This is a genomic window from Salegentibacter flavus, assembly GCF_900115145.1.
Classification (GTDB): Bacteria; Bacteroidota; Bacteroidia; order Flavobacteriales; family Flavobacteriaceae; genus Salegentibacter; species Salegentibacter flavus.
The window spans coordinates 15106-30446 of the sequence record NZ_FOVL01000005.1 but is presented as its reverse complement, the minus strand read 5'-3'; the positions used below and the strand labels follow the sequence as shown (position 1 = coordinate 30446).

The window sequence follows — 15341 nt, the reverse complement described above, 5'->3', positions numbered from 1 at the left end:
TCATTGAATAATTACTAAGTATTTTGAGAATTATTCACAATTAAGACCTATAATCTCCCCATTTAAGACAATTTTATTAACTATAACGTTTTCGCCCACTTCAGAGGCTTCCGGAAATTCAATATTTTTACCTTTTCCATCGATTTTCCTATGGGCAAAAGTTGTAATCTCAGGAGCTATTTTTTCAATTATTGGCACCAATTTTATAATCTCTCCCTCTAATTCTTCTTTATATTGAATAGATACATCCATTCGCTGATTATTTATCAGTACATTTCTCAGAATAATATCATTAAAAAGCTTCTCATTTTGAGGGATATTTGTATAAGCCAAATAGTTAATTTTAGCAAATTTTCCAGAGGCGATAGCATACAAACCTGAAAGCATAGCAGCATAAACATATTCTCTTACTTTTTCACGCTTATAATCTCCGGGAGCATGACCTGCTTCAAATAAAATTGTAGGGACCTTAGCGGTCTGGAAAGTATCTCCGGTACAATTAATATTATAGCTATCGTCATACCTCCCTATGCTTCCAGGCAAGGTTTCTTTTAAGTCTGCATAGATTCCAGCAATAATCTGCATACTTTTCTTTCTTTCAGGCAGTATGGCCCTGGTTGTGTCCATTGCCGGGGTCAGGAAAGACAGGGTCGCTGGCTTTCGCGCCTTACCCGCACTAAAAATTGTACGCTGGTCGTGAAGGTTAAAACAAAAATCAGGCTTAAACTCATCAAATTCTCCCCGCAACAACCTGCTTTCAGGTTCTTTGAGATCCCGGGCATCCCGATTTAAGTCCACTTGATTGGCATTGACCCTGGTGTAAGCCTGAGCCCCGTCTGGGTTCAGCATAGGGATTATTCGAATTGTACAATTGGACAGAACCGTAGTCATAACAGAATCGTCTTTCAGGAGACAAGCAGCATTTAAAAGGTCAAATACAGCCTTGGTGGTTGTAGATTCATTTCCATGCATTTGCGACCAGGCCAGGACCTTTATTTTACCATTCCCAATTTCAACGCGATGAATGGGTTTATCCAAAACCGATCTCCCGATTTCCTTTATTCTGAAATTTTCTGAATGTTTTTTAAGCAAAGGCTGGATATGATCTAAATGTAAATACCGCCCCTCAATTGCATTTTCCCTTATAGAAGCGTAAGACTCCATGACCGGTTGAAGTGTTCCTGAATAATTCATGTTCACAAAAGTAAACATTCAATATTTTACAATTGTAAACAGGAAATTTAATCTCTGGTGTTTACAAGTGTAACAAATTTATTAGGTCAGCTGTACATCTAATCGGAATATATCCTATAGTCCATAAAGTACGATATAAAACATTATTCTTTAGTGGTTTATGCTTTCTAATTTAAACTTAAAATTCAATCACAATCTACTTGTTTACCTTTGTTAATTTGTTTTTGTGAATCTTTTGATTACATTTGTAAACCCGATTTATACGAAACCTATTCACAATGGTAAACACCGAAAAATTTGCTGCAAGGCTGGAGAAGATCATCAATTATTATGATTTATCGGCCGCAGCTTTTGCCGATCAGATTGAAGTTGGTCGCTCCTCTATTTCCCATATTCTCTCGGGAAGGAATAAACCTAGCCTGGATTTTGTGATGAAAGTGATTTCGCATTTTCCTGAAGTGGAACTCTACTGGCTTTTAAATGGAAAAGGGAGATTCCCGAAAGAGAGATCTGTTTCTCCCCCACAACCCGAAGTTCCGCCGAAACCAATTACCCCTGCTCCAGCAATGGAAAAATCTTCTCCAAAATTTCAACAACAGGGAATTCCGGAGGACGCTACTCAAAATGGAAAACAAATAAAAAAAATTGTAATTTTTTATGCAGACGGGTCTTTTGAGGCTTTTGAAAATTGAATTTCAGCTTAAAATATGCTTATTTTGCAGTATGAGAAAAAGCCTTATCCTGTTGGCCGTTATTTTTAGCCTTGCCGGTTGCTTTCAACCTGAACGCAATTGTTCCGACTTCAAAACCGGTACGTATGAATTTGAGACTTATTTAAGTGGGGAATTGGTTACCTCACGCTTCGTAAGGAACGATAGTATTGAAATTGACTACTTCCAGGGGAATACAGATACCTCTTCGGTACGCTGGCTTAATGACTGCGAATATATCTTGAAAAACCTCAATCCGAAGAATATGGCTGAGGAGAAGCCCATCCATATGAAAATCCTCACCACAAGCAAGGACGGTTATACTTTTGAATATGGTGTAGTTGGAGGTACCAAAAAAGAAAGGGGCTCGGTAAAGCGTATAGAAGATTAATTAATTCCTGTTTTCCTTTTTCAGCAAATTATTCTGCTCCTCCATCAATTCGGTTAGTTTTGATAGCAACTCGATATCCTTTGGTGTTGTTTCACGAGTATCTTTTGGATCTTCAGCTTTTCGGCGAAAGCGGTTTATCACTTTAATTACCAGGAAAATTGTAAAACCAATGATGAGAAAATCAAGCAAGGTTTCTATCAAGGCACCATAACCAATCGCAACTTCCTGAATCGCTTCTACTCCCTCGGCTTCAGGCACACCTTCCTTTAGAAGGATCTTTTTCTCAGAAAAACTGATGCCATCGGTCATTAAACTTAATGGTGGCATCACCACTTCCTTAACCAAAGTATTTACCACCGCATTGAAAGCTGTACCAATAATGATACCTACGGCCATATCTACCATATTGCCTTTGATGGCAAACTCCTTAAATTCCTTGATTAAGCCCATTATTCGTCAAATAATTTGGTTTGACTTTCTGAATTTTCCGAAGCTTTTCCGTTAATGGCTTTTCCTGCATCAGCCCGGTTCTTATCTTCAGTGAGGTTTTCCTCGTCCACTACCTCTATTTCTTCCGCAGGGGTTTCCTCCTCCTCCTCTTCATAAGGCAATGGATCCATTAAATTGATTTGTTTAACTTTCTCTGAAGTTAACTGGTTACCCTGGGCTTTAATTCCTTTTATTGAAATAAATTCTTCCAGATTTACCTCATCATTTGGTGGCTGCTCCTTGCCTCTGGGTTTAGTATATACCACTTCTGCCATAGGATAATAGTCTGTTGAAACTATTTCGAGATAGGAATTCTCGTGCTCGCTGATGAATTTTTCTTCCTTGTCTGGATTTTCTATCAAGAAGCGTTTTACATAAAAGCGTTCTTTTTCAGGTTCCCAGTAAATCGCTGAAACAGGTTTTTTAGGAACCCATTTCTCCAAGACCAGCATTTCTTCGTCAAAACGCGTAGTAAGTTCAGGTTTGATGGTTTTAGCAATTCCATCTGCAGTAACGATTAGAATACGATCATCTCCTTTAAATTCTCCCAGCAACTCGCCGCGCTCATCAACATTCAGTCGTTTTACTGTTTCATCGAACCAGATTCTGCGGGGTTTTAAAGTGGAAACCCCTTCCTCTTTTAATTCTATACGTTTTACAGCATATTTAGTTACTATATTCCCTTTTACATTTCGTCCCTTAATAAGGATATCGGCAAAATCCACATCAAATTTCAGCTTCTTAATGCTTCCTACCTGGCGTAATAATACCAATACCACTTCGGCTTCCCCATTAGGATTAGCTGAGAAATAATGCACCCTCGAATCTTTTTTGCCCTGGGTAAGATCGTACTCCCTATCCCGGGTCACCGAGGTAACCGAAAATCGTTTTATATATGATGCCCCATTCTTACCATCTCTATAAATCATATTATAGATGGTGCGCTTGTCTTTTTTCTTAAAGATCGCCACATGGATAATATCCTTTCCGATAAAGGTTTTAGTGTCAACTTTGGTAATCATCATTTTTCCATCGGCTGTAAAAACGATCACATCATCAATATCAGAACACTCGGTAACGTATTCTTCTTTCTTAAGGGCTGTGCCTACAAATCCTTCTTTGCGGTTTACATACAGCTTAGTATTTCTAATCACCACCTTTGTGGCTTCAATATCCTCGAAAATTCTCAGCTCGGTTTTTCGGTTTTGCTCCTGTCCATAATCTTTCTTCAACTTTTTAAAGTAATCTATGGCAAATTCCACCAAATTATCGAGGTAATGTTTTATACGGGCAATTTCCCCTTCCAAAGCTTCAATCTTTTGCTGAGCTTTATCGATATCAAATTTTGAAATACGCTTAATCCTAATCTCTGTGAGGCGAACAATATCTTCTTCAGTAACCTCTCTTTTTAAATGTTTTGTAAAAGGTTTCAGGCCTTTATCTATGGCCTCTATCACTCCCGGCCAGGTTTCTTCCTCTTCGATATCGCGATAGATTCTGTTTTCGATGAAAATACGCTCTAAAGATGCAAAATGCCACTGTTCCTCGAATTCCTCGAGCTTTATTTCCAGTTCTCTTTTTAACAGGTAAAGTGTATGATCTGTAGATCGGCGCAGGATCTCTGAAACTCCTAAAAATTCAGGTTTGTTATCAATAATCACACATCCCAGTGGTGCCAAAGAGTTTTCACATTGAGTGAAAGCATAAAGGGCATCGATGGTTTTATCGGGTGAAATATTGTTTGGCAAATGAATAAGGATCTCCACTTCGGCAGCGGTATTATCTTCAATCTTTTTGATCTTTATTTTTCCTTTATCATTTGCTTTTAAAACAGAATCAATGAGCGTAGAAGTTGTTGTTCCATAAGGAATCTCGGTAATAGAAAGGGTGTTTTTATCAATATTGTTTATTTTTGCCCTTACACGAACTCTTCCTCCCCGCTTCCCGTCATTGTAATTGGAAATATCGGCAACTCCTCCTGTGGGAAAATCAGGGAAAATAGTAAAATTCTTTCCTTTTAAATGTTTAATGGAAGCTTCAATAAGCTCATTAAAGTTATGCGGAAGGATGCGTGTGCTAAGACCTACCGCAATTCCTTCGGCGCCCTGTGCCAACAGCATAGGAAATTTAACCGGGAGATTAACGGGTTCGCTTTTCCTTCCGTCGTAAGAAAGTTGCCATTCGGTTAATTTCTGATTGAATAAAACCTCTAGTGCAAATTTAGAAAGTCGTGCCTCAATATAACGCGGTGCTGCTGCCCGGTCCCCGGTTAACACATTTCCCCAGTTCCCCTGGGTATCTATAAGCAATTCTTTTTGTCCAATCTGCACCATAGCGTCACCAATACTGGCATCTCCGTGAGGGTGGTATTGCATAGTATGCCCAACGATGTTTGCTACTTTATTATAGCGGCCATCGTCAAGATCTTTCATAGAATGCATTATTCGACGCTGCACAGGTTTGAAACCATCTTCAATTGCCGGCACGGCACGCTCCAAAATCACGTAAGAAGCATAATCCAGGAACCAGTCTTTATACATCCCGGTTACCTTGATCAATTCTTCCCTGGGTTGTTCAAATTCTTCCTGTGGGTTTCCTTCGTGGTTTTCTTCCATTAGGCGGTTGCTTTAGACTTCTCGAGAATTTTATCAAGGGAACTCAGCATTCCCTTTTTCTTTTTTCGGGTTAAAAAGGTAGTGTTAAAAGTATATTTTTTAAAGCCGCGTCTTCGGCGGGAACTTATGTAAATCGTTAATGCTGAATAGAAAAAATAATCGCTGAATCTGTATTTCCCCAGTTTCCGCTTAGGAAATTCAGCTTTTTTCACACGGTACTCCATAAATTTTGAGAAAAATACCCCGTTATTTTTTAGGTTGAGGGTTTCACCATCGCTATCAAAATCAAAGGCTTGTCCTACCCTATGCACATAAATCGCCAGGATCACGACTACAATGTTAGGTACATAATGACTGAAATTTATAGGTTCATCTGAACCCATCAATTCCAGATTCACAAAGATATTGGTTACAAAAATGGCCACCAATACAGTATAAATAGAGGGGATTATTTTTATTTCGTTTTTATTGGTAAACCTCATATGCCAAGTTCTTCGACTAAGTCCAATTCGACCTTAAGGTTATCAATAATAAATTCCTGCCTATCTGGCGTGTTTTTACCCATATAGAAACCAAGCATTTCTTCAATAGACTTCTCTTTATCCAGCATTACAGGATCCAGGCGAATATCTTCACCTATAAAATATTTGAATTCATCTGGTGAGATCTCCCCTAATCCCTTAAACCTGGTGATCTCTACTTTTCCTTTGAGTTTTTCAATGGCTTGTTTCCTTTCGGTTTCGCTGTAGCAATAAATTGTTTCCTTTTTATTTCTAACTCGAAAAAGCGGAGTTTGAAGAATATACAGATGGTTTTCCTTTATCAATTCAGGAAAGAACTGAAGAAAAAATGTTATAAGCAATAATCTGATGTGCATTCCATCTACATCGGCATCGGTAGCGATCACAATGTTATTGTACCGAAGATCTGCCAGCGACTCCTCGATATTCAAGGCCGCCTGCAAAAGGTTGAATTCTTCGTTTTCGTAAACGATTTTTTTGCTTAAGCCATAGCTGTTAAGTGGCTTTCCTTTCAGACTAAAAACGGCCTGGGTTTCCACATTTCGGGATTTGGTAATAGATCCACTCGCCGAGTCTCCCTCGGTGATGAAAAGCGTGGTTTCCAGATAACGTTCTTTTTTACTATCTCCTAAATGAATGCGACAATCCCTTAATTTTTTATTGTGAAGACTGGCTTTTTTCGCCCTATCGCGAGCTAATTTCCGTATTCCTGAAAGGTCTTTTCTTTCTCTTTCTGCCTGCAAAATTTTTCGCTGAAGTTTGTCGGCTGTTTCCTGGTTTTTGTGAAGATAATTATCCAGTTGAGTTTTGATGAAATCATTGATATAGGTGCGAACAGTTGGTAGCTTGCCTCCCATATCGGTGGAACCCAGTTTGGTTTTGGTCTGACTTTCAAAAACCGGTTCCATCACCTTAATACTTATCGCTGATACTACTGATTTTCGAATATCACTGGCCTCGTAATTTTTCCCATAGTATTCCCGAATAGTTTTTACAATTGCCTCTCTGAAGGCAGACAAATGAGTTCCGCCCTGGGAAGTATTCTGACCATTCACAAAAGAATGGTATTCTTCGCTGTATTGGGTTCGACTATGGGTTAAGGCCACTTCAATATCATTACCCCTAAGGTGAATAATTGGGTATAAACGATCGTCTTCATTAATACTATCGCTTAACAGGTCTTTCAATCCGTTTTCAGAATAAAATTTCTCGCCGTTAAAAATTATGGTCAGTCCCGGATTGAGATACACATAATTCTTAAGCATTTTTTCAATGTACTCGTTTCGGTATTTGAAGTGCTTAAAAATAACCTCATCCGGATTAAAGGTCACTTTCGTTCCGCGGCGACGGGAAGTCTCCTCCAGTAATTCCTCGTTTACCAGGTTACCCTGCTCAAATTCGGCGGTTTTGGATTGGCCATCGCGGGTAGATTCTACTCTAAAATAGGAAGAAAGGGCATTAACGGCTTTTGTACCCACTCCATTTAATCCTACCGATTTTTTGAAGGCGCGGGTATCGTATTTACCTCCGGTATTCATTTTGGAAACAACGTCTACAACCTTGCCTAAGGGAATTCCCCTTCCGTAATCGCGAACAATTACACGCTGGTTTTGCACTGAGATCTCGATAGTTTTTCCAGATCCCATTACAAATTCGTCTACACAGTTGTCTATAACTTCCTTTAGCAGAATGTAAATACCATCGTCGGCACTGGAACCATCACCCAGTTTCCCGATGTACATCCCGGGACGCATCCTGATGTGTTCTTTCCAGTCTAACGACCGTATATTATCTTCAGTATATCTGGTTTCCTCACTCATAAGTAGAATTGGAGTTTGTGGCTAATATAAGATATACCTTAAAAAGTTGAAACCCTTGTGGCACAAAGTAATTAACAAAGTTTTAGGAACAATGTTAAAAGATTTTTCTTCCTGGATCTTCTAATAAAAATTTCTTCGGAAGGATAAATATAAAATCACAGCAGTTTTCTGAAGTTTTCTTCAAATTAAAAATCAATGCAAAAATTCTCAGTTTATCTTACGATAAGCTGTGCAAAAGATTGTAAAACAAGGTATCTTAAACGTTGAAACGGAAATGCATCACATCACCATCTTTCACGATATAGTCTTTTCCTTCAACCCGCATTTTCCCTGCTTCTTTAACTTTTGCTTCGCTTCCGTAGTGCACAAAATCATCATAAGCAATAACCTCAGCCCTGATAAAACCCTTTTCAAAATCGGTATGGATTACCCCAGCAGCTTGTGGTGCAGTGGCTCCTTTAGGAAAGGTCCAGGCCCTCACCTCTTTCACCCCAGCGGTAAAATAAGTTTCAAGATTCAGTAATTTATATGCGCTTCTAATTAACTTAGCTGCACCTGCTTCGTCAAGACCAATATCCTGAAGAAACATCTGGCGTTCCTCATAGTCATCAAGCTCGGTAATATCGGCTTCTGTTCCAACGGCAAGCACTAATACCTCTGCATTTTCTTCTTTCACAGCTTCTCTTACTCTATCAACGTGTTCATTTCCTGAAACTGCAGCGCCTTCATCTACATTGCAAACGTACATAACCGGTTTATCGGTAATAAACTGCAAGGGTCTAATAAATTCTTTCCGTTCATCATCGGTTAGGCTTATAGCCCGAACCGATTTACCAGCTTCTAAACCTTCTTTAACCTTAAGTAATGCTACCTCTTCTTTCTGTGCTTCTTTATTTCCGGTTCTTGCAGCTCGCTTTACTTTTTCCAGTTTTTTCTCAACTGTTTCGAGATCTTTAAGCTGAAGTTCCATATCGATGGTTTCTTTATCGCGAATTGGATCTATAGAACCATCGACGTGAACGATATTTTCATTTTCAAAACAACGCAAAACGTGAAGAATAGCATCGGTTTCGCGAATATTTCCCAAAAACTGATTTCCTAGTCCCTCACCTTTACTGGCTCCTTTTACTAAGCCGGCTATATCCACTATTTCTACGGTAGCGGGCACTACCCTCTCGGGATTAACAAGGCTTTCCAGTTTTTCCAGTCTCGTGTCGGGTACGTTCACCACCCCTATATTAGGCTCAATGGTACAAAACGGAAAGTTTGCACTTTGCGCCTTGGCATTTGATAAACAATTAAAAAGGGTAGATTTTCCTACGTTTGGTAATCCTACGATTCCGGCTTTCATAAATTAAATTTTAAGCTGAGTTTTTGCGGCTGCAAATGTAAGGATTAAGAACGATATATTAATGCTCCCGGGATTATTCTCAGGATTTCTTTTAGGCGTCTATTTTTGGCAATTTTACCAGATTGATCCAGAATTCTTCAATTTTCCCTATTGCCTCCATAAAATCGCTTAACTCTATAGGTTTTGTGATATAGCAATTAGCATAATTTTTATAAGACTCATCTATATCTTTTTGGGAGGAAGAGGTAGTTAGCATTATAACCGGAATACTTCTGAAAACCTGGTGAGTTTTTATATATTTTAATACCTCGTGACCATTTTTTCTTGGTAGATTAACGTCCAGAAGAATAAGGTCTGGTAATTCAGAAGTTTGAAATTCTCCTTTTTTATTGAGAAAATCCAAGGCTTCCTGGCCATCTCTGGCCACGCTTAATTTGTTCATGATTTTCCCTTCTTCCAGGGCCTCAGTAGTCAATAAAATATCTCCTTCATTATCTTCAACAAGCAAAATGTGAATAAATTTCATAAGGTGTTCCAGGTTAAATGATAAAAAATCTTTGAAAATATAGTAAAAAAAAACGGTAAGTTTTCAATGTTTAAAAATACTGAAATAAAATATGCTGCCTTCACCTTCCTTGGACTCCAACCATATTTTACCTCCCAGGTTTTCAATGATCTTTTTAGTTACGGCCAAGCCCATCCCGGTACCGGAAAATTTTTCCCTCTGGTGTAAACGTTGGAAAATAATGAAGATCTTGTCGAAGTATTCAGGATCTATGCCAATACCATTATCTTTTATACTGAACACATAATATTTTCCCGATTCTTCAAGCTTTATTTCAATTTTAGGAGGCATCGTTGCTTTCCGATACTTGATGGCATTACTGATAAGATTTTGAAAAACCTGGCGTATAGGACTTTTTGGCGCAACTATCTCAGGGAGATCTTCAGTAGTAATAAACGCATCTGAATCTTCTATTTCCTTACGACAAAGCAATTTAACTTCAGATATTATTTCATTGACATCAATTAATTCCTGCTTGTCCTCACTCCTTCCCACCCGGGAAAATTCCAAAAGATCAAGAATTATACTCCGCATCCGTTTAGCACCGTCTACCGCAAAATGAATATAAGTATGTGCCTTTTCATCCAATTGCTCTGAATATTTCTTCTCCAGTTGGGTAAGAAAACTGGTCACCATTCTAAGCGGTTCCTGAAGGTCGTGAGATGCCACATAAGCGAATTGCTCCAGTTCTGCATTCGAGATTTCAAGTTCTTTCGCATATTTCTTCAAATCATCGTTGAGGGATTTTAAAGAACTTTCGTATTCTTTGGTCTTTGAAATATCCTGCATGGCACCAACCGCCCTTATCGCTTTACCAGTCTGGTCTCTTACAATATAACCTCTGTCATATACATATTTATATTCCCCGCTTTCTGTAGCAAAACGATATTCTGCTTCCCATTTCCGTTTGGTACCGGCAATAGCTTTCTCGAGGCTACCTATGGCCACGGCTATATCTTTTGGGTGAATACTGTTTGACCACAAATTGATATCTGTGCTAAGTTTTTTGTGTTTATATCCAAATAATGTTTCAAAACCTTCTCCCCAATAAACCTCATCTTTTTCCAGGTCCCAATCCCAGATCGCATCAGAGGTAGCCTGGGTAAGATACTTAAAGCGTTCATTACTCATAAACAGCTCCTTTTCATACTCATAGAGATCGGTAACATCACGTAATACCCCTATCATTCGGTAGGCAATCCCTGCATTATCCCTTAGAATATAGCCGTTTTCAATTATATGAATGTATTCTCCTTTAATATTTTTAAATCGGTATTTTTTACTCCACTTTTTCTTCCTTTGATCTGAAAGATGGACATCCAAACTTTTTTGGGTTTCCTCCAGGTCTTCCGGATGCACTTTCTCACTCCATTTTTCTATTGGAAAGGCATTTGTTTTACTGTTATAACCAAATAGTTTTGTGAATCCCTCCCCCCATTCAATATTATTGTTCGCGATATCCCAATCATAAAGCGCATCTTTCGTGGCTTTATTTACAAGTTCATAGCGCTGATTACTGCGGGTTAAATCATTTTCTTTTTGTTTGAACTCTATAATTAACTGCAGTAATCCAATTGTTCTGTTTATGGTATTTTCAAAAATTCGTTGATCTTTATTTCCCTTTTGAGCATACACTGAAAAAATGCCCAGCAGTTTCCCTGACGAGGAAAGCACAGGAAATCTGGAGACCGATGAAATCGCATAAGTATGCATCAAAACAGATAAATTAGAATTCTCCGGCCATTTCTTAATTTCAACCGGGGATTTTTCCCGGATCATTTTCTGAATAAATTCTGAGCTAAAAGCACTTTTATTGATTTCCTCAACCAATTCTCCGGGAAGGCCAGGAACAATCCAATTCTCCAGTTTCTTTTTATCAAGCTTCCAGATAGCCAGCCAATTTCCCTCTTGCGTTTTCTCTAGTTCCTGAAGATAAAATTCCAAAATAGCTTCCAGAGAATACTCTTTTTTAAAATTCATCTCCAGTACTTTTTTCTCGAGGTGTTCCAGGTCCTGAAAATATTTCTTTTGGGTGATGTCCCGGGAATTCGCAACAATTCCCTGCACAGCAGGATCATCCATCATATTCGTGACGGTAGTTTCAAGCCACCGCCAACCTCCATCCTTATGTTTAAAACGAAAAGGCGAAATATTAAATCTTTTTTCATTTTCCAGTCTTCCAAAATTTCCCTGAACCCGCTCCAGTTCTTCGGGATGTATGAAATCCCAGGCATTTCTATCATAAAAATCCTCAGGTTCAAATCCCAAAACATTCACAGAAGTGGGACTGGCATAGAGATAACTTCCGGTTTCGTCTAATAGGGCAATCAGGTCGCCACCATCCTGAACCAATCCTTTAAACCGTTGCTCACTGAGCTTTAATTGCTTTTCAGCTTCTTTTCTCTCGCGGCTGTCACGAGCAATGGCATATATTAACTCCTCCTTCTCATCCCAGCTTACCGCCCAGGTTAAAGGTATTACCTTCCCCGACTTAGATACATACCTATTTTCAAAATTGGTCATGGGTGTTCCTGCCATAATCGCTTTACTCGCAGCCTTGGTCTTTTCTTTATCCTTTGAGAAAACAAGATCCATAAAGGGCATACCTTCTAATTCAGCCGTAGAATAGCCCCACAACCTCGAAGCGGCGGAACTGGTTTTTACAAACTGACCATCTTTATTAATTATAGTGATCGCATCCAGGGACTGGTCCATTATTCTATTGAGACGTAGGCGGTTTTCTTCAAGGGCTTTTTCTGCTTCTGCTTTGGACTGTTGTTCCTCTTTTTCCACCGTAATATCAAGGATAACCGAATCCCAGATTACACTACCATCCTCTAACTTTTTTGGGGTACCAATTCCCCGGTTCCATCGAATTGTACCATCGGGGTGGTTTATGCGCCATTCGTGACGCCATTCAGAAAGATTTTCAGCTGAATTCTGAATACTTTTTATTTGTGATTCAACGTCCTCCTTGTGATGAAGATCCCAAATAATTTTACTGTCTTTAGCAGCATCTTCAGCAGAGACTCCCCAGAGTTTTTCAGATCCCTTACTTATATACATTAGCTTATCGGTCCCATCAGGATTTAGTTTATAGCGAAACACCACTCCGGGAATATTATTATTGATGTTTTCAAGGCGTTGCTCGGTAATCTTGCGGGAGGTAATATCCTGGGTTGCTCCATAAACCCGGGTACAGACACCGTTAACAAACTCTGGTCGGCCAGTGGCTCGCACCCATTTTTCATTCCCTTTTGCCGTTAGTATTTCCAGTTCCAGGTCAAAAGCTTCAGCCTTTTCTATAGCCCTGTTTACAGCTTGAGAAATAATATCCTTATCCTTCCGGGTTTTATAAAAATCAATGGCTTCATCCAGTACAGGTATATAATCCTGGGCAACTTCATGAATCTCTTTGATGATACCATTCCAACGCAGCCTGTTATTTACCAGGTCAAGGCTCCAGCTTCCTATTTTAGCTATTTCCTGAGTTTCACTTAAGATCCTTTGGTTCTCTTCCAGGGAATCAATAGCAGCTTTTTCACGCTTTTGAGAAATCTCTTCCTCGGTTACATCCTTTACACAATGTAGAATATGTCTTACCTCTCCATCATCACCGGGAACCGGTATATTTTGGTTATCCCAGTAACGCTCTTCTAATTCACCAGTCTTTTCATTTACCAGATCATAACGCAATCTCTTCATCTTATGAGGCTCACCCGAATTAATTGTTTTTTCTAAAGAGTTACGCAGAAGATTATTAAATTCTTCCTCCCGGCCGGAATTGCCTTTAAAAACTTCCATAATTCCCTTGCCAATAATATCCTGCCGGGAAATTTCTGTGGTTTCAAGATAAAGCTCATTAACTTCGATAATTTTAAAGTGTGAGGATTCAACTTCTAAAACGAGACAAGGAGAAGGGTATATACTAAATAGCTTTTTAAGGATAGCGTCTGGAAGCATAGATTAATTTATTATTAGGCTGCTCGTAAATATAAAAAAATCCAAATGAAATGTTAAAATAATTCTAATTTTATAACATATTTACAAAAAAAACCCGGTTCAAAAGAACCGGGTTCATATTTCAATTTTATGCCTATGCTATGCGTCATTATGCATAAACTTCTGTTTTGCTAATAACTCTTCCTCGGTTTCCACGTGATCCTCATCAGGTACGCAACAATCTACAGGACAGACAGCAGCACATTGAGGTTCCTCGTGGAATCCCTGGCATTCAGTGCATTTGTCGGGAACGATGTAATAAATCTCATCGCTAATTGGTTCCTGGGCTTCTTCAGCATTAACCTGTTTTCCATTTGGTAATACTACATCACCATCCAGGTCGGTTCCGTCGGCATAACGCCAGTCATCAGCCCCTTCATATATTGCGGTATTGGGGCATTCTGGTTCGCAGGCCCCGCAGTTTATACATTCATCTGTGATTATAATTGCCATAGCTTCTTTTATTAGTAAATTTAAGGTCTGAATTAAAACCGAAACCTCTCCTTATTTTTCAAGGAATCTTAGGAGTTTGCAGGTTGAAGTTTTAATTTCGCCGCTACAAATTTAAAACCAATCGCTCTCATAACCAAATATGGCAATGACTATCGAAGACCGCAAAGCACACTTTATCAAACTTGGTGAATTCCTGGCAAATTTTGAACTAAATCCTCAAAAAAAACCAGTGATCGAAAATGAATATTTGGAGATCTATACTGAACTCAACGAGAAAATTGATGCTGCAGTTCATTATAACGGGTGGTTCACTCGTGAAAATGTTATATTTTCTTTGCAACAATGGAGCGAAGCACTTACCAGGAAAAGCTTAGATCAATGGTTAGATCCTTATGATCTCTCTGAAATCGAACCCAAAACCGTTGGAATTGTAATGGCAGGAAATATCCCGCTGGTTGGTTTTCACGATTTCCTTTCGGTGCTGCTTGCAGGACATAAAGTTGTGGCCAAACTTTCCGGTAATGATAAACAGCTTATGCCTGTGATAGCGCGATTTTTTACTCAATTGGATCCTGAATATAAAGACCGAATACGTTTTACCGAAAACAGACTTGAGAATTTTGATGCTGTGATTGCCACCGGAAGCAATAACACCGCCCGGTATTTTGAATATTATTTTTCTAAGGTACCAAGCATAATTCGTAAAAACAGAAACTCGGTAGCCATCTTAACAGGAAATGAAACTCCTGAAGAGCTGGAAGCTTTGGGTGAAGATATTTTCAGGTATTACGGCCTCGGATGCCGAAATGTCTCTAAACTCTATGTTCCTGAAAATTACGATTTTGATGATTTCTTTAAAGCGATGTACAATTGGAATCCTATTATAAACCAGGCAAAATATGCTAATAATTACGACTACAACAAGGCAGTTTATCTGATGAGTGAATTCAAACTCCTGGAAAATGGTTTTCTGATCCTTAAGGAAGATTCCGGCTACAGTTCCCCTATCGCTACTTTGTTTTATGAAACCTATGAAAACCCTGAAGCCCTCCGGGAACATTTATATAACGAAAGCCAAAGACTGCAATGCATCGTTAAGAAAGATCCTGCTCCAAACGAGGTAGGCTTTGGTCACACCCAGAAACCACAACTCTGGGATTATGCCGATGATGTGGATACAATGGAATTTTTGCTTAAAATATAAATGTCAGGAATTGTTATCTTAGTAAG

At 39.0% G+C, this 15341-nt stretch carries 12 protein-coding genes; 3 read left to right on the top strand and 9 right to left on the bottom strand.

The features are described from left to right. Positions 1 to 30 precede the first annotated feature (30 nt). Positions 31 to 1212 (bottom strand): M14 family zinc carboxypeptidase, encoded by a 1182-nt coding sequence (locus BM266_RS05480; protein WP_245760388.1) that lies wholly within the window; start codon positions 1210 to 1212, stop codon positions 31 to 33. 260 nt (positions 1213 to 1472) lie between these two features. On the opposite strand from BM266_RS05480, the gene BM266_RS05475 reads away from it, so the two are divergent. Both BM266_RS05475 and BM266_RS05470 read left to right on the top strand, forming a co-directional pair. Further along, complete coding sequence (locus BM266_RS05475; RefSeq protein ID WP_093406905.1) at positions 1473 to 1886, top strand: helix-turn-helix domain-containing protein; 414 nt, start codon at positions 1473 to 1475, stop codon at positions 1884 to 1886. A gap of 31 nt (positions 1887 to 1917) precedes the next feature. Beyond that, positions 1918 to 2295 (top strand): DNA topoisomerase IV, encoded by a 378-nt coding sequence (locus tag BM266_RS05470; RefSeq protein ID WP_093406901.1) that lies wholly within the window; start codon positions 1918 to 1920, stop codon positions 2293 to 2295. Here the strand turns inward: BM266_RS05470 and mscL are convergent, their stop codons facing one another. The 8 genes from mscL to BM266_RS05430 all read right to left on the bottom strand — a co-directional run bounded on the left by mscL (position 2296) and on the right by BM266_RS05430 (position 14111). Next, positions 2296 to 2745: a large-conductance mechanosensitive channel protein MscL gene (mscL, locus tag BM266_RS05465; RefSeq protein ID WP_093406898.1), complete on the bottom strand. Its 450-nt coding sequence runs from the start codon at positions 2743 to 2745 to the stop codon at positions 2296 to 2298. Continuing rightward, positions 2745 to 5399 carry a DNA gyrase/topoisomerase IV subunit A gene (locus BM266_RS05460; RefSeq protein ID WP_093406895.1) on the bottom strand — a complete coding sequence of 885 codons (2655 nt, stop codon included), beginning with the start codon at positions 5397 to 5399 and terminating at the stop codon, positions 2745 to 2747. The genes mscL and BM266_RS05460 overlap by 1 nt, the downstream gene beginning before the upstream one ends. Next, positions 5399 to 5881: a hypothetical protein gene (locus BM266_RS05455; RefSeq protein WP_093406893.1), complete on the bottom strand. Its 483-nt coding sequence runs from the start codon at positions 5879 to 5881 to the stop codon at positions 5399 to 5401. The genes BM266_RS05460 and BM266_RS05455 overlap by 1 nt, the downstream gene beginning before the upstream one ends. Continuing rightward, positions 5878 to 7740 carry a DNA topoisomerase IV subunit B gene (locus BM266_RS05450; RefSeq protein WP_093406890.1) on the bottom strand — a complete coding sequence of 621 codons (1863 nt, stop codon included), beginning with the start codon at positions 7738 to 7740 and terminating at the stop codon, positions 5878 to 5880. The genes BM266_RS05455 and BM266_RS05450 overlap by 4 nt, the downstream gene beginning before the upstream one ends. A 256-nt stretch (positions 7741 to 7996) precedes the next feature. Further along, complete coding sequence (gene ychF, locus BM266_RS05445) at positions 7997 to 9091, bottom strand: redox-regulated ATPase YchF (protein WP_093406888.1); 1095 nt, start codon at positions 9089 to 9091, stop codon at positions 7997 to 7999. 91 nt (positions 9092 to 9182) lie between these two features. Continuing rightward, positions 9183 to 9617: a response regulator gene (locus BM266_RS05440; RefSeq protein ID WP_093406885.1), complete on the bottom strand. Its 435-nt coding sequence runs from the start codon at positions 9615 to 9617 to the stop codon at positions 9183 to 9185. Positions 9618 to 9680: 63 nt separating this feature from the next. Next, positions 9681 to 13619, bottom strand: a complete 3939-nt coding sequence (locus BM266_RS05435) for a PAS domain S-box protein (RefSeq protein WP_093406883.1) — start codon at positions 13617 to 13619, stop codon at positions 9681 to 9683. A 138-nt stretch (positions 13620 to 13757) separates the two neighbouring features. Beyond that, positions 13758 to 14111, bottom strand: a complete 354-nt coding sequence (locus BM266_RS05430; RefSeq protein ID WP_093406881.1) for a 4Fe-4S dicluster domain-containing protein — start codon at positions 14109 to 14111, stop codon at positions 13758 to 13760. A 145-nt stretch (positions 14112 to 14256) separates the two neighbouring features. On the opposite strand from BM266_RS05430, the gene BM266_RS05425 reads away from it, so the two are divergent. Next, positions 14257 to 15315: an acyl-CoA reductase gene (locus tag BM266_RS05425; protein WP_093406878.1), complete on the top strand. Its 1059-nt coding sequence runs from the start codon at positions 14257 to 14259 to the stop codon at positions 15313 to 15315. Positions 15316 to 15341: the final 26 nt, after the last annotated feature.

Bases quoted from the DNA above. Each gene is read 5' to 3' on its own strand.
- BM266_RS05460 (WP_093406895.1), bottom strand. From the start codon at position 5,399: ATGGAAGAAAACCACGAAGGAAACCCACAGGAAGAATTTGAACAACCC.
- BM266_RS05430 (WP_093406881.1), bottom strand. From the start codon at position 14,111: ATGGCAATTATAATCACAGATGAATGTATAAACTGCGGGGCCTGCGAA.
- BM266_RS05455 (WP_093406893.1), bottom strand. From the start codon at position 5,881: ATGAGGTTTACCAATAAAAACGAAATAAAAATAATCCCCTCTATTTAT.
- BM266_RS05435 (WP_093406883.1), bottom strand. From the start codon at position 13,619: ATGCTTCCAGACGCTATCCTTAAAAAGCTATTTAGTATATACCCTTCT.
- BM266_RS05480 (WP_245760388.1), bottom strand. From the start codon at position 1,212: ATGTTTACTTTTGTGAACATGAATTATTCAGGAACACTTCAACCGGTC.
- BM266_RS05440 (WP_093406885.1), bottom strand. From the start codon at position 9,617: ATGAAATTTATTCACATTTTGCTTGTTGAAGATAATGAAGGAGATATT.
- BM266_RS05475 (WP_093406905.1), top strand. From the start codon at position 1,473: ATGGTAAACACCGAAAAATTTGCTGCAAGGCTGGAGAAGATCATCAAT.
- ychF (WP_093406888.1), bottom strand. From the start codon at position 9,091: ATGAAAGCCGGAATCGTAGGATTACCAAACGTAGGAAAATCTACCCTT.
- mscL (WP_093406898.1), bottom strand. From the start codon at position 2,745: ATGGGCTTAATCAAGGAATTTAAGGAGTTTGCCATCAAAGGCAATATG.
- BM266_RS05425 (WP_093406878.1), top strand. From the start codon at position 14,257: ATGACTATCGAAGACCGCAAAGCACACTTTATCAAACTTGGTGAATTC.
- BM266_RS05450 (WP_093406890.1), bottom strand. From the start codon at position 7,740: ATGAGTGAGGAAACCAGATATACTGAAGATAATATACGGTCGTTAGAC.
- BM266_RS05470 (WP_093406901.1), top strand. From the start codon at position 1,918: ATGAGAAAAAGCCTTATCCTGTTGGCCGTTATTTTTAGCCTTGCCGGT.